General features: G+C 71.7%; 13 protein-coding genes. 11 read left to right on the top strand and 2 right to left on the bottom strand.

Annotation, left to right across the window (positions count from 1 at the left end):
* Window positions 1–11 precede the first annotated feature (11 nt).
* The 6 genes from cyoB (at window position 12) to ACSBPG_RS05630 (ending at window position 5,724) form a co-directional block, all read left to right on the top strand.
* Window positions 12–2,006, top strand: coding sequence for a cytochrome o ubiquinol oxidase subunit I (gene cyoB, locus ACSBPG_RS05655; protein ID WP_435536147.1), 1,995 nt, complete (start codon window positions 12–14; stop codon window positions 2,004–2,006).
* A 4-nt stretch (window positions 2,007–2,010) separates the two neighbouring features.
* The gene (gene cyoC, locus ACSBPG_RS05650; protein ID WP_435536146.1) at window positions 2,011–2,694 is read left to right on the top strand and encodes a cytochrome o ubiquinol oxidase subunit III; all 684 of its coding nucleotides are present in this window, start codon (window positions 2,011–2,013) and stop codon (window positions 2,692–2,694) included.
* Entirely contained in the window at window positions 2,691–3,071 is a 381-nt protein-coding gene (gene cyoD / locus ACSBPG_RS05645; RefSeq protein ID WP_435536145.1) for a cytochrome o ubiquinol oxidase subunit IV, read from the top strand. The genes cyoC and cyoD overlap by 4 nt, the downstream gene beginning before the upstream one ends.
* Before the next feature lie 5 nt (window positions 3,072–3,076).
* Complete coding sequence (locus tag ACSBPG_RS05640) at window positions 3,077–3,829, top strand: SURF1 family protein (protein ID WP_435536144.1); 753 nt, start codon at window positions 3,077–3,079, stop codon at window positions 3,827–3,829.
* 85 nt (window positions 3,830–3,914) lie between these two features.
* Entirely contained in the window at window positions 3,915–5,201 is a 1,287-nt protein-coding gene (locus ACSBPG_RS05635) for an ATP-binding protein (RefSeq protein WP_435536143.1), read from the top strand.
* Window positions 5,191–5,724 carry a response regulator transcription factor gene (locus ACSBPG_RS05630; RefSeq protein WP_435536142.1) on the top strand — a complete coding sequence of 178 codons (534 nt, stop codon included), beginning with the start codon at window positions 5,191–5,193 and terminating at the stop codon, window positions 5,722–5,724. The genes ACSBPG_RS05635 and ACSBPG_RS05630 overlap by 11 nt, the downstream gene beginning before the upstream one ends.
* Before the next feature lie 19 nt (window positions 5,725–5,743).
* Here ACSBPG_RS05630 and ACSBPG_RS05625 read toward each other — a convergent pair whose 3' ends face one another.
* Together ACSBPG_RS05625 and ACSBPG_RS05620 are read right to left on the bottom strand one after the other, a co-directional pair.
* Window positions 5,744–6,070: an I78 family peptidase inhibitor gene (locus ACSBPG_RS05625; RefSeq protein WP_435536141.1), complete on the bottom strand. Its 327-nt coding sequence runs from the start codon at window positions 6,068–6,070 to the stop codon at window positions 5,744–5,746.
* Window positions 6,071–6,173: 103 nt separating this feature from the next.
* A complete protein-coding gene (locus ACSBPG_RS05620; RefSeq protein ID WP_435536140.1) occupies window positions 6,174–6,884 on the bottom strand; it encodes a GntR family transcriptional regulator in 711 nt (236 codons plus the stop codon).
* Window positions 6,885–7,094: 210 nt separating this feature from the next.
* Here ACSBPG_RS05620 and ACSBPG_RS05615 point away from each other — a divergent pair, with 210 nt between their 5' ends.
* Genes ACSBPG_RS05615 through ACSBPG_RS05595 form a run of 5 tightly spaced genes read left to right on the top strand, consistent with a single transcriptional unit; the run spans window position 7,095 to window position 12,475 of the window.
* On the top strand, window positions 7,095–8,039 hold the full coding sequence (locus ACSBPG_RS05615; protein ID WP_435536139.1) for an ABC transporter permease: 945 nt from the start codon (window positions 7,095–7,097) through the stop codon (window positions 8,037–8,039).
* 2 nt (window positions 8,040–8,041) lie between these two features.
* On the top strand, window positions 8,042–8,938 hold the full coding sequence (locus tag ACSBPG_RS05610) for an ABC transporter permease (RefSeq protein WP_435536138.1): 897 nt from the start codon (window positions 8,042–8,044) through the stop codon (window positions 8,936–8,938).
* Between the two features lie 2 nt (window positions 8,939–8,940).
* A complete protein-coding gene (locus ACSBPG_RS05605) occupies window positions 8,941–9,906 on the top strand; it encodes an ABC transporter ATP-binding protein (RefSeq protein ID WP_435536137.1) in 966 nt (321 codons plus the stop codon).
* Window positions 9,903–10,919 carry an ABC transporter ATP-binding protein gene (locus tag ACSBPG_RS05600; protein WP_435536136.1) on the top strand — a complete coding sequence of 339 codons (1,017 nt, stop codon included), beginning with the start codon at window positions 9,903–9,905 and terminating at the stop codon, window positions 10,917–10,919. The genes ACSBPG_RS05605 and ACSBPG_RS05600 overlap by 4 nt, the downstream gene beginning before the upstream one ends.
* Entirely contained in the window at window positions 10,916–12,475 is a 1,560-nt protein-coding gene (locus tag ACSBPG_RS05595; RefSeq protein ID WP_435536135.1) for an ABC transporter substrate-binding protein, read from the top strand. Before ACSBPG_RS05600 ends, ACSBPG_RS05595 begins: the two co-directional genes overlap by 4 nt.
* The last annotated feature ends 9 nt before the right edge of the window (window positions 12,476–12,484 follow it).

Below are 12,484 nucleotides of genomic sequence, written 5' to 3'. Positions count from 1 at the left end.
GCATGCTTGATATGTCCTCCCCCTCCTCGCTGGTCTTCGGGCGCCTGAGCCTGGAGTCCCTCCCCCTCCACGAGCCCATCGTCGTCGCGACCTTCGTCGCCGTGGCGCTGGGCGGCGCCGCGCTGGTCGGGGCGCTGACCTATTTCCGCCTGTGGGGCTATCTCTGGCGCGAGTGGTTCACCACCGTCGACCACAAGCGCATCGGCATCATGTACATGGTGCTGGGGCTCGTCATGCTGCTGCGCGGCTTCGCCGACGCCATCATGATGCGCCTGCAGCAGGCCATGGCGTTCGGCGGCAGCGAGGGCTACCTCAACGCCCATCACTACGACCAGATCTTCACCGCCCACGGCGTGATCATGATCTTCTTCGTGGCGATGCCGCTGGTCACCGGGCTGATGAACTACGTCGTGCCGCTGCAGATCGGCGCGCGCGACGTCTCCTTCCCCTTCCTCAACAACTTCAGCTTCTGGATGACCGCCGGCGGCGCCGTGCTGGTCATGATGTCGCTGTTCGTCGGCGAGTTCGCGCGCACCGGCTGGCTCGCCTACCCGCCGCTGTCGGGCATCCTCGGCAGCCCCGACGTCGGCGTCGACTACTACGTCTGGGCCCTGCAGATCGCCGGCGTCGGCACCCTGCTGTCGGGCATCAACCTGGTGTGCACCATCGTCAAGATGCGCGCCCCCGGCATGACCATGATGAAGATGCCGGTCTTCACCTGGACGTCGCTGTGCACCAACGTGCTGATCGTCGCCGCCTTCCCGGTGCTGACGGCGGTGCTGGCGCTGCTCTCCCTCGACCGCTACGTCGGGACCAACTTCTTCACGAACGAACTCGGGGGCAACCCGATGATGTACGTGAACCTGATCTGGATCTGGGGCCACCCCGAGGTCTACATCCTGATCCTGCCGGCCTTCGGCATCTTCTCGGAGGTGACCTCGACCTTCTCCGGCAAGCGCCTGTTCGGCTACACCTCGATGGTCTACGCCACGGTGGTGATCACCATCCTGTCCTACCTGGTGTGGCTGCACCACTTCTTCACCATGGGCTCGGGCGCCAGCGTGAACTCGTTCTTCGGGATCACGACGATGATCATCTCGATCCCGACCGGGGCGAAGATCTTCAACTGGCTGTTCACCATGTACCGCGGCCGCATCCGCTTCGAGCTGCCGATGATGTGGACGGTCGCCTTCATGCTGACCTTCGTCATCGGCGGCATGACGGGCGTGCTGCTGGCGGTGCCGCCGGCCGACTTCGTCCTGCACAACAGCCTGTTCCTGATCGCCCACTTCCACAACGTCATCATCGGCGGCGTGCTGTTCGGCCTGTTCGCCGGCATCAGCTACTGGTTCCCCAAGGCCTTCGGCTTCCGCCTCGACCCGTTCTGGGGCAAGCTGTCCTTCTGGTTCTGGGTGGTCGGCTTCTACGTCGCCTTCATGCCGCTCTACGTGCTGGGGCTGATGGGCGTGACCCGCCGGCTGCGGGTGTTCGACGACCCGTCGCTGCAGGTGTGGTTCGTCGTCGCCGCGGCGGGCGCCGTCCTGATCCTGCTGGGCATCGCCGCCTTCCTCGTGCAGATCTACGTCAGCGTGCGCGACCGCGCGGCGCTGCGCGAGACGACGGGCGACCCGTGGGACGGCCGCACCCTGGAATGGGCGACCTCGTCGCCGCCGCCGGCCTACAACTTCGCCTTCACGCCGGTGGTCCACGACAACGACGCGTGGTGGGACATGAAGGCGCGCGGCTACACGCGGCCGCTCGGCGGCTTCCGGGCCATCCACATGCCCAGCAACACCGGGGCCGGCGTGGTGCTGGCGGGGCTGAGCGTCGTGCTGGGCTTCGCGCTGATCTGGCACATCTGGTGGCTGGCCGCGGCGAGCTTCGTCGGCCTGCTGGCCACCGCGATCGGCCACACCTTCAACTACCACCGCGACGTCCACATCCCCGCCGACGAGGTGGTGCGGACCGAGAACGAGCGGACCCTCCTGCTCTCCGGACAGGTGTAAGACCATGACGACGACCATGAACGCCGCGGCCGCCACGGCCGCACGGGCCCCGGCGGCCGCGCGGGCGGCGGACGGCCCCGTCTTCTACGAGGTGCCCGTCTTCTACGAGGTGGACGAGCACGCCCATCCCGAAGGGGCGAGCACCCTGCTCGGGTTCTGGATCTACCTGATGAGCGACTGCCTCATCTTCGCGGTCCTGTTCGCCACCTACGGGGTGCTCGGCGCCAGCTACGCCGGCGGCCCGACCCCGCGGGAGCTGTTCGACCTGCCCCTGGTGGCGCTGAACACCGCCATGCTGCTGTTCTCCTCCATCACCTACGGCTTCGCCATGCTGGCGATGGAGCGCGGGCGGGTGGCGCCGACGCAGGCCTGGCTCGCCGTCACCGCACTGTTCGGCCTGGCCTTCCTCGGCATCGAGCTGTACGAGTTCGCCCACCTCGTCCACGAGGGGGCGACGCCCCAGCGCAGCGCCTTCCTGTCGTCCTTCTTCACCCTGGTCGGCACCCACGGCCTGCACGTGACCTTCGGCCTGGTGTGGCTGGGCACCCTGATGGTGCAGGTGGCCCGCCGCGGCCTGATCGAGGCCAACCGGCGGCGGCTGATGTGCCTCAGCATGTTCTGGCACTTCCTCGACGTCGTCTGGATCGGCGTCTTCACCTTCGTCTATCTCATGGGAATGCTGCGATGACCTCCCACGCGCACGCCGGCGCCGACGGCCACGGCGACGGGCACGCCCACGGCACGCTGGGCAGCTATCTCACCGGCTTCGGCCTGTCGGTGGTGCTGACGGCGATCCCCTTCTGGCTGGTGATGAGCGGGGCGCTCGACCCGGCCCGGACGGCGGTCGCCATCCTCGGGTTGGGGGCGGTGCAGATCATCGTCCACATGGTCTATTTCCTGCACATGAACAGCCGCTCCGAGGGCGGCTGGACGATGCTGGCGCTGATCTTCACCCTGATCCTCGTCGTCATCACCCTGGCCGGCTCGCTGTGGGTGATGCACCACCTCAACACCAACATGATGCCCGGCATGATGGCGCCCCCCGTCGCCAGCCCGGGGCCGTGACGGCGGTGGCCGTCGACGGCCGCGGACCCGGCGCCGGCCGGCCGCTGCGCACGCTGGTCCTGTGGGGCCTGCTGGCGCTGGCCGCCGCCGCCGGCTTCGGTGCGCTCGGCGTCTGGCAGCTGCAGCGGCGGGCGTGGAAGCACGACCTGATCGCCCGGGTCGAGGAGCGGGTCGGCGCCGCCCCCGTCCCGGCGCCCGGGCCGGCCGCCTGGCCCGCCGTCGACGCGGCGCGCGACGAGTACCGCCGGGTGCGGACGGCCGGGCGCTTCCGGCACGAGGACGAGACCCTGGTGCGGGCGGTCACCGACCTCGGCGGCGGCTTCTGGGTGCTCACCCCGTTCCGCACGGACCGGGGTTTCACGGTGCTGGTCAACCGCGGCTTCGTGCCGCCGGAGCGGCGCGATCCGGCGAGCCGGGCGGCCGGCCAGATCGCCGGCGAGACCACGGTCACCGGCCTCCTGCGCGTGAGCGAGCCGGGCGGCGGCTTCCTGCGCGCCAACGATCCCGCCGCCGGCCGCTGGTACTCCCGCGACGTGGCGGCGATCGCCGCGGCGCGCGGGCTGGGCGAGGTCGCCCCCTACTTCATCGACGCCGACGCCACGGCCAACCCCGGTGGCCTGCCGGCCGGCGGGCTGACCGTCGTCGCCTTCTCGGACCATCATCTGGTCTACGCGCTGACCTGGTTCGCCCTCGCCCTGCTGCCGGCCGTCGGTGTCGCCGCCGCCCTGCGCGGCGACCGCCGGCGCCGGCAGGGCTGACCCGCGCCCGCGCGGTCAGGGCTGCCAACCCGCCCTCCCCCGCCTATATCACTGCGGAAACGGACGGAAGATCCCGGCGAACGGCATGACGATCTCGGTCGACGACACCACCGACAAGAAGAATCTCCACCTGCTCGTCCAGCTCCGTTGGCTCGCCGTCCTCGGGCAGGTACTGACGATACTGATCGTCCATTTCCAGTTCGACATCGCGTTGCCGCTGCCGGCGATGGGAGCGGTCATCCTGTTCCTGGTAGGCCTGAATCTCGTCAGCCTGGTGCAGCTGCGGCGGGCGACGGCGGTCCCCCGCGGCCAGCTCTTCCTGGAGCTGCTGATGGACGTGGCCGCCCTGACCGCCCAGCTCTATCTCAGCGGCGGCGCCTCCAACCCCTTCGTCTCGCTCTACCTGCTCCAGGTCACGCTCGGCGCCGTGCTGCTCGACGTGTGGGCGACCTGGGCGCTGGTCTTCGTGGCGGCGCTGTGCTTCACCTGGCTCACCGGCTCCTACCGCCCGCTGGCGCTGCCGCCGGGCCACGAGCACGACCTGCTGACCCTGCACGTGCAGGGGATGTTCGTCTGCTTCGTCCTGACGGCGACCCTGCTGGTCCCCTTCATCACCCGGATCAACGGCAACCTGCGCGCCCGCGACGCCCGCCTGGCCGACCTGCGCCAGCGCTCGGTGGAGGAGAACCACATCGTCCGCATGGGCCTCCTGGCGTCGGGCGCCGCCCACGAGCTGGGGACGCCGCTCGCCACCCTGTCGGTCATCCTCGGCGACTGGCGGCGCATGCCGGCGCTGCGGGCCGACCCCGACCTGGCCGAGGAGATCGAGGAGATGCAGAGCCAGATCGACCGCTGCAAGGCGATCGTCTCCGGCGTCCTGATGTCGGCCGGCGCGGCCCGCGGCGAGGGAACGGTGCGCACGACGGCGGGCGCCTTCCTCGACGAGGTGGTGGCGGAATGGCGCGCCGGCCGGTCGCCGGCCCGGTTCGACTACGCCAACCGCGTCGGGCCGGACACGCCGATCGTCTCCGACCTCGCCCTCCGGCAGGTCATCGTCAACGTGCTCGACAACGCGCTGGAGGCCTCGCCGGACTGGGTCGGCATCGCCGCCGAGCGGCGCGACGACCGGCTGGTGGTGACGGTGGAGGACGCCGGCCCCGGCTTCGCCGACGCCATGCTGGCCGAGTTCGGCAAGCCCTACCGCTCGACCAAGGCGCGGCCGGGCAGCGGCCTCGGCCTGTTCCTGGTGGTCAACGTCGTGCGCACGCTGGGCGGCACGGTCGCCGCCGCCAACCGCGACGCGGGCGGCGCCGCGGTGACCCTGACCCTGCCGCTGGCGGCCCTCACCCCGGGAGGCGGCGATGGAGGCTAGGCGCCCGCTGCTGATCGTCGAGGACGACGCCTCCTTCGCCAAGGCGCTGGGGCGCTCCTTCAAGCGCCGCGGCTACGAGGTGCATTGGTGCCAGGGGGCGGACGACCTGCGCGCGCTGCTGGAGACCGTCCGCCCGGGCTACGCCGTCGTCGACCTGAAGCTCGCCGGCGGCTCCGGCCTGGAATGCGTCAAGCTCCTGCACGACCAGGACCCGGACATGAAGATCGTCGTGCTGACCGGCTTCGCCAGCATCGCCACCGCCGTCGAGGCCATCAAGCTCGGCGCCTGCCACTATCTGCCCAAGCCCGCCAACACCGACGACATCGAGACCGCGTTCGAGCGCACCGAGGGCGACGCCTCCATCGCCGTGGCCGGGCGGCCGACCTCGCTCAAGACCCTGGAGTGGGAGCGCATCCACGAGACGCTGGTGGACACCAACTTCAACATCTCCGAGACGGCGCGCCGCCTCGGCATGCACCGGCGCACCCTGGCGCGCAAGCTGGAGAAGCGGCGCGTGACGTGAGCGGCGCCGCTCCCGGCGCTCACTTGCACGCCTTCTCCTCGATGCGGCCGCCGTCGTCGACCCGCACCGTCAGGCGCTGCGGGTTGAAGTCCATGGTGACCGCCTCCCCCGGGCGGACCACCCGGTCGACCAGCGGGCAGTGCCGGGGGGCGAGCGGCGCGCCGGCGTCCGGCAGGGCCGCCAGCCGGTCGGCGCAGGACGGCCGGTCGGCCGCCGCCGCCGCCGGCGCTTCGCACCGCACCGCGGCGGGCCGGTCCGGCGGCGACGCGCAGGCGGCGGCGGCAAGCGACAGCAGGATGGCGGGAATCGTCGGGCGCCGTCGGCGGGGGCTGCGGGGCCGGTTCATCGGGTGGTTTCCTCCATTGGCCGCGCGGCCGGCCTCCGCCGGCCGCGGGCGCCATCCTACACCGGCACGCTCCCGCGCGGTCCGCACGATCGTCCCTGCCCCGTCACAGCAGCAGCGGGAGGCGGCGGTTGGCGTCGAACACGGACGCCAGCAGCACCCGGCGCGTCCCTTCGATGTGGTCGACCATGGCGTCGCCGGCGGCCGCCGCTTCGCCCCGTCTCATCGCCTCGACGATGTCGCGGTGGGTGGCGTAGGCCTCCGTCCGCGGCTGCGGCGCCTGCGCCTCGATGTGGAAGAAGCGTTCCATCTCCTTGAGCAGCTGGGCGAGGGTGCGGTGCAGGCGCTCGTTCCGTGACGCGAGGGCGATGCCCTCGTGGAAGGCGTCGTTGACGTCGCGGGCGCGTTCGGCGTCGGCGTGGTAGCGCTCGTACGGAATCGCCGCGGCCAGTTCCGCGAGCCGGTCCAGCTCCTCCGGGTCGGCCCGCGCCACCGCCAGCTCGGTGGCTCCCCGCTCGAGGATCACCCGCAGGTCGAAGATGTCGTTGATGTGCGAGACCTTGATCGGTTCGACGACGTAGCCGCGCCGCGGGTACGCCTTCACGAGGCCGTCGAACTGCAGCCGCATCAAGGCCTCCCGCACCGGCGTCTTGCTCATGGCGAGGCGGGCGGCGACGTCCATCTCGGTGAAGGCGTCGCCCGGCTTGAGGGTCCAGGAGACGATGTCCCTGCGGATGATGGCGTAGGCCCGATCCGCCAGGGACCCCCTGGCGCGGTGCCCCGGGTCCTCCGGGACGCTGGTGGTCGGTCTGATCATTCCTGTCTTCTCTCCCATACCGGCTTTTTTGTCGCCCGCCGCCGGAGGCCGTCGCCGGGCGAATGATGGTGCGCCGCAAAAAAACGGCTTGCGCACCGTAGTGCATCCAGTGATATCTTTCGTAGAATATCACGGCCGGGCCGGCTTGTCGCGGATGACGCGGCGGGCTCGCGGCGGACCTCCTGGGGTGCGGCAAGGCGGAGGAGTGGCGTGACCGGATACGTTCTGAGGCAGATGGCCCTGTCGGTCGGCGTGCTGCTGACGGCCCTGCTGATCCTGTTCTGTCTCATCTACCTCGTGCCCGGCGACCCGGCGACGATCGCGCTGGGGCCGCGCGCCAGCGAGGAGCAGAAGGAGGTCTTCCGCCAGGCGATGGGGCTCGACCGCTCGATCGCCGTGCAGGCGTTCCACTTCCTGGCCAATCTGGCGCGGGGCGATCTCGGGACCGACCTGCTGACCCGCCAGCCCGTCCTGGTGCTGGTGGCCGCCTCGCTGCCCAAGACGGTGACGCTGGCGCTCGCCGGGCTCGGCTGGGCGGTGCTGTGCGGCGTGCCGCTGGGCACCGTGTCGGCGCTCCGGCCCAACGGCTGGATCGACGGGCTGATCGGCGTCTTCTCCACCGCCGTCATCGCGCTGCCGTCCTTCCTGCTGGCGATCTACGCGCTCATCCTCTTCGCCGTGACGCTGGGCTGGTTTCCCGCCATGGGGGCCGGGGAGTCCGGCGACCTCGGCGACCAGCTTCTCCATCTCGCGCTGCCGGCCTTCGCCGTCGGCATCGGCTGGGTCGGCTACATCGCCCGCCTCGTGCGCGCCTCGCTTCTGGAGACGCTGCACGAGAACCATGTCCGGACCTACCGGGCCTTCGGGGTGTCCGACGCCCGGATCGCCCTGCGCTTCGGCCTGCCGATCGCCATGATCCCGGTGGTCGCGGTGATCGGCGTCGGCCTCGGCAACCTGCTGTCGGGGGCGGTGCTGGTCGAGGTGGTGTTCTCGCGGCCCGGCCTCGGCTCGCTGGCGTACGACGCGGTGACCTCCCGCAACTTCCCGGTGCTGCTCGGCACGGTCGTCGTGACGACGCTGCTCTACGTCGTCGCCAACCTGGCGACCGACGTCCTCGCCGCCTTCCTCGACCCGCGCATCCGCAAGGAGGCCTGACGATGGCGCTCGCCCAGGAGACGTCGCCGCCGCTGGCGTGGCGGGTGCGCGGCAGCGCCGCCCTGGCCGCCGGCCGGCGCCGCCTGTCCGCCAGGCCGGTGGGCGCCGCCGCGCTGCTGGTCGTCGTCGCCCTCGTCCTGTGCGCCGTCCTCGCGCCCTGGATCGCGCCCTACGATCCCGTCCGGATCGCCCCGCGCGCCCGCTTCCAGGGCCCATCGTGGGAGCACTGGCTGGGCACCGACCAGCTCGGCCGCGACGTCCTCTCCCGGGTGATCTTCGGCACCGGCATCGCCCTCAAGGTGGCGCTGACCGGAACCCTGGCGGCGCTCGGGCTGGGCGCCGCGCTGGGCATCCTGGCCGGGCTCGGCGGGCGCTGGCTCGACGGCCTGCTGGTCCTGCTGTGCGACGCCATGCGGGCGCTGCCGATGATCCTCTTCGCGCTGGCGATCGTCGCCGTCTACGGCCCCAGCCTCGCCACGCTGGTCGCCGTCATCTCCTTCGCCATGGCGCCCGGCTATTTCCGCATCGTCCGCAACCAGGTGCTGGTGCTGCGCCGCATGGACTTCGTGACGGCGGCCCAGGTCATGGGCGCCTCGTCCCTGCGGATCGCCGTCACCCATCTCGTGCCCAACCTTCTGGGTCCGATCGTCGTGCTGATCGCCATGGACATCCCGGCGGTGATCGGCATCGAGTCCGGGCTGTCCTTCCTCGGCCAGGGAATCCAGCCGCCGGAGCCGAGCTGGGGCACGATGCTCAGCGACGGCTACAGCTTCCTGCGCCAGGCCCCGCACATCGCCGTCGCGGCGGGGGTGCCGGTGGTCGTCTCCACCGTCGCCTTCACCTTCCTCGGCGAGGCGTTGCGCGACGTCCTCGATCCCAAGAGCGCGGGGCGGCGCTGACCATGGACGCCATCGTCGACATCCGCGGCTTCTCGATCACCTACGCCGGGGACGCGGCCCCGGTGCCGGCCGTGCGGGACGTCACCCTGTCGCTCGGCCGCGGCCGCATCCTCGGCCTGGTGGGCGAGAGCGGCTCGGGCAAGTCGAGCATGGTCGGCGCCATGCTGGCGCTGCTGCCGCGCTCGGCGCGGATCGGCGGGACGATCCTCATCGACGGGAAGGACCTCTACCGCATGGGCGAGCGGGAGCGGCGCAGCCTGCGGGGCCGCGACGTCGCCACGGTGTCGCAGGACCCGTTCACCGCGCTCAACCCGGTGACGACGATCGGCACCCAGCTCGTCGAGTTCCAGCACCGGCTCGACGGCCTGTCGCGGGCCGACAAGCGGGCGCGGGCGGCCGACATGCTGCGCCGCGTCGGCGTGTCCGATCCCGAGGCGCGGCTCGGCCAGTACCCGCACCAGCTCTCCGGCGGCCTGCGCCAGCGCGTGGCGATCGCCGCGGCGCTGCTCGTCCGCCCCAAGCTGCTGATCGCCGACGAGCCGACCACCGCGCTGGACGCCACCACCGAGGCCGAGGTCATCGAGATCATCCGCGAGATGCGCGGCCTCGTCGAAGGCTCGATCGTCTTCGTCACCCACGACATGGGAGTCGTGCGCCGGCTGTGCGACGACGTCGCCGTCCTGTACGCCGGCGAGCTGGTCGAGAGCGGGCCGGTCGCCGCGGTGCTGGACCGGCCGCGGCATCCCTACACGCGGGCGCTGCTCGCCTGCGACCCGGCGCGGATCGCCACCCCGTCGCGCCACCTGCCGACGATTCCCGGGACCGTTCCCAGCCCGACCGCGCTGCCGCCGGGCTGCGTCTTCTCCACCCGCTGCGCCGAGGCGGGCGAGCGCTGCCGGCGGGACAGGCCGCCGCCGCACCTCGTCGACGGCTCCCGCGTGTCCTGCCACCTGGTGACCGGCCCATGATCCCGCTGCTCGAGGTGAACGATCTGGTCGTGCGCTATCCCGCCGGGTCGCTGGTCGACGCGCTGCGGGGCGAACCGCGGGAGGTCGTCGTCCTCGACCGGGTCAGCCTGTCGGTCGGCGAGGGCGAGACGCTGGGGCTCGTCGGCGAGAGCGGCAGCGGCAAGACGACGCTGGGCCGGGCGATCGGCGGCCTGACGCCGATCGCCGCCGGCTCGGTCGCCGTCGCCGGCGCCGTCGTCACCGGCCGCAAGGACGCCGCCTGGCGGGAGATCCGCCGCAACATCGGCTTCATGTTCCAGGACCCGGTGGCGGCGCTCGACCCGCGGATGCGGCTCGCCGCCTCCATCACCGAGCCCCTGGCGATCCAGGGCGTCGGCGGCGCGGAACGGCGCCGGCGCGCCGTCGAGCTGCTGGTCGAGGTCGGTCTGTCGCCGGACTTCGCCGAACGCTTTCCCCACCAGGTCTCCGGCGGCCAGGCCCGCCGCGTCACCGTCGCCCGGGCGCTGGCGCTCCGGCCCAAACTGGTGATCGCCGACGAGCCCACGGCCGGGCTGGACCTGTCGGTCCAGGGCGAACTGCTCAACCTGCTGGCCGCCATCCAGGCGGCGGCGTCGGTCAGCTTCCTCTTCATCACCCACAATCTGGCGGTCGCCCGCCACGTCACCGACCGCGTCGCCGTGATGTATCTCGGGCGGATCGTCGAGAGCGCGCGCACGGCCGACCTGTTCGCCCGCCCCGCCCACCCCTACACCCGCGCGCTCCTGGGCGCCCACGGCGGCTCCGGCGGCGGGCCGCCGCTGCGCGGCGAGGTGCCGAGCCTGCGGCGCCGCCCCCGGGGGTGCGAGTTCCACACCCGCTGCCCGGTCGCCCGGGAGCTCTGCCGGCGCGAGGCGCCCGCGGAGCGGCCGCTCGGCGGGCAGCACCAGGTGCGATGCCATTTCCCGCTGGACCGAGCCGGTCCCGGCGATGAGCCCGCGGCGCCCACCCCCACAACCGCATGGAGCCCCTCATGATTTCGCCCCTCCTCCATCGCCGGCAGATGCTGAAGGCGCTGAGCGCCGCCACCCTCGGCGCGGCCGGTCCGAGCCTGCTCGGCGGCCGCGCCGCCTTCGCCGTCGAGGGCCGGACGCTGAAGATCCGCAACGACGGCGACATCCGCAACCTCGACCCGGCGACGCGCGGCGGCTGGTACGACGAGACCGTGATGTTCGCGATCTTCTCCGGCCTCGTCCGGTACAAGGCGGGCGACGAGTGGGGCTGGCAGCCCGACGCGGCGGAGAGCATCGATGCCGCGGACCCGCTCGCCATTCCCTTCCGGCTGCGGCCCGGGATGACCTGGTCGAACGGCTTCGGCGCGGTGACGGCCGAGGACGTCAAGTACTCCTACGAGCGCTTCGCCGATCCCAAGGTCAACGCGGTGTACGCCTCGGACTGGGCGGCGCTCGACGGCGTCGAGGTGACCGGGCCGCAGTCGGGCATCATCCACCTGAAGAAGCCGTTCGCGCCGCTGTTCACAAGCACCCTGCCGCACGCGTCGGGCCTGATCGTCTGCAAGGCCGCGGTCGAGAAGAACGGCGGGACCATCGGCACCGATCCGCTGGCCACCTCCGGCCCCTACCGGCTGTCCCGGTGGCAGCCGGCGGAGCGCATCACCCTGACGCGCAACCCGGACTGGAGCGGGCCGCAGCCCTACTTCGACGAGATCCAGCTCTACCCGGTCGCCGACAGGACGGCGGCGGAGACGGCCTTCGACGCGGGCGACCTCGACGTCACGCAGATCGCCATCAGCTCTATCGAGCAGCGCCAGGGCGGCAAGGCGGACCTGACGGTGAAGCCGGCGCTGGCCTACACCTGGATGGGCATGAACATCGAGAACCCGAAGCTGGCCGACGTCCGCGTCCGCCGCGCCATCCAGCGGGCGATCAACGTGCCCGAGGTGATCGACGCGACCTTCGGCGGGGCCGTGCAGCCGGCCCACGGCATCATCCCCCCGCCCCTGCTGGGGGCGCGCGACGCGCTTCTCTACCCCTACGACGCCGGGGCGGCGAAGGCCCTGCTCGCCGAGGCCGGGGTCGACGGGCTGCGCCTCAAGCTGGAGTTCGGCACCGACGCCGACCTGCTGGTCGCCGCCCAGGTCATCCAGGTGCAGCTCGCCCAGGTCGGCATCACCCTGGACGTGCGGCAGATGGACGACGCCACGCTGACCGCCCAGCAGCAGGACAAGGAGGGCGGCACCTGGAAGGAGATCGAGCTCTTCTTCATCACCTTCACCACCGCCCCCGACCCGAGCTGGGTCACCGAATGGTTCAAGTGCGACCAGGTCGGCGTCTGGAACTTCCAGCGGACCTGCGACGCCGCCTGGGACGAGGCGAACGCCAAGGCGGCGGAGGAGGCCGATCCCGCCAAGCGTGCCGCCATGTACGTCGATCTCCAGAACGAGCTGGAGGAGACCGGCGCCTATGTCTTCCTCTACCACGGCGTCAACGCCTGGCTGTCGCCCAAGGGCCTGAAGGGGGCGTGGACCCCGGACGGCCAGTGGGCGCTCCTCAGGGAGTTCGCGGCGGCATGATCCCCCGTC

It is taken from the genome of Azospirillum sp. ST 5-10, assembly GCF_051225715.1.
Lineage (GTDB): Bacteria > Pseudomonadota > Alphaproteobacteria > Azospirillales > Azospirillaceae > Azospirillum.
Note: the sequence above shows the minus strand (reverse complement) of the source record. Positions and strands in the feature narration are given on the sequence as shown.

Coding starts and splice junctions, on each gene's coding strand:
- cyoB (WP_435536147.1), top strand. CDS start 12: ATGTCCTCCCCCTCCTCGCTGGTCTTCGGGCGCCTGAGCCTGGAGTCC.
- cyoC (WP_435536146.1), top strand. CDS start 2,011: ATGACGACGACCATGAACGCCGCGGCCGCCACGGCCGCACGGGCCCCG.
- cyoD (WP_435536145.1), top strand. CDS start 2,691: ATGACCTCCCACGCGCACGCCGGCGCCGACGGCCACGGCGACGGGCAC.
- ACSBPG_RS05635 (WP_435536143.1), top strand. CDS start 3,915: ATGACGATCTCGGTCGACGACACCACCGACAAGAAGAATCTCCACCTG.
- ACSBPG_RS05630 (WP_435536142.1), top strand. CDS start 5,191: ATGGAGGCTAGGCGCCCGCTGCTGATCGTCGAGGACGACGCCTCCTTC.
- ACSBPG_RS05625 (WP_435536141.1), bottom strand. CDS start 6,070: ATGAACCGGCCCCGCAGCCCCCGCCGACGGCGCCCGACGATTCCCGCC.
- ACSBPG_RS05620 (WP_435536140.1), bottom strand. CDS start 6,884: ATGATCAGACCGACCACCAGCGTCCCGGAGGACCCGGGGCACCGCGCC.
- ACSBPG_RS05610 (WP_435536138.1), top strand. CDS start 8,042: ATGGCGCTCGCCCAGGAGACGTCGCCGCCGCTGGCGTGGCGGGTGCGC.
- ACSBPG_RS05605 (WP_435536137.1), top strand. CDS start 8,941: ATGGACGCCATCGTCGACATCCGCGGCTTCTCGATCACCTACGCCGGG.
- ACSBPG_RS05600 (WP_435536136.1), top strand. CDS start 9,903: ATGATCCCGCTGCTCGAGGTGAACGATCTGGTCGTGCGCTATCCCGCC.
- ACSBPG_RS05595 (WP_435536135.1), top strand. CDS start 10,916: ATGATTTCGCCCCTCCTCCATCGCCGGCAGATGCTGAAGGCGCTGAGC.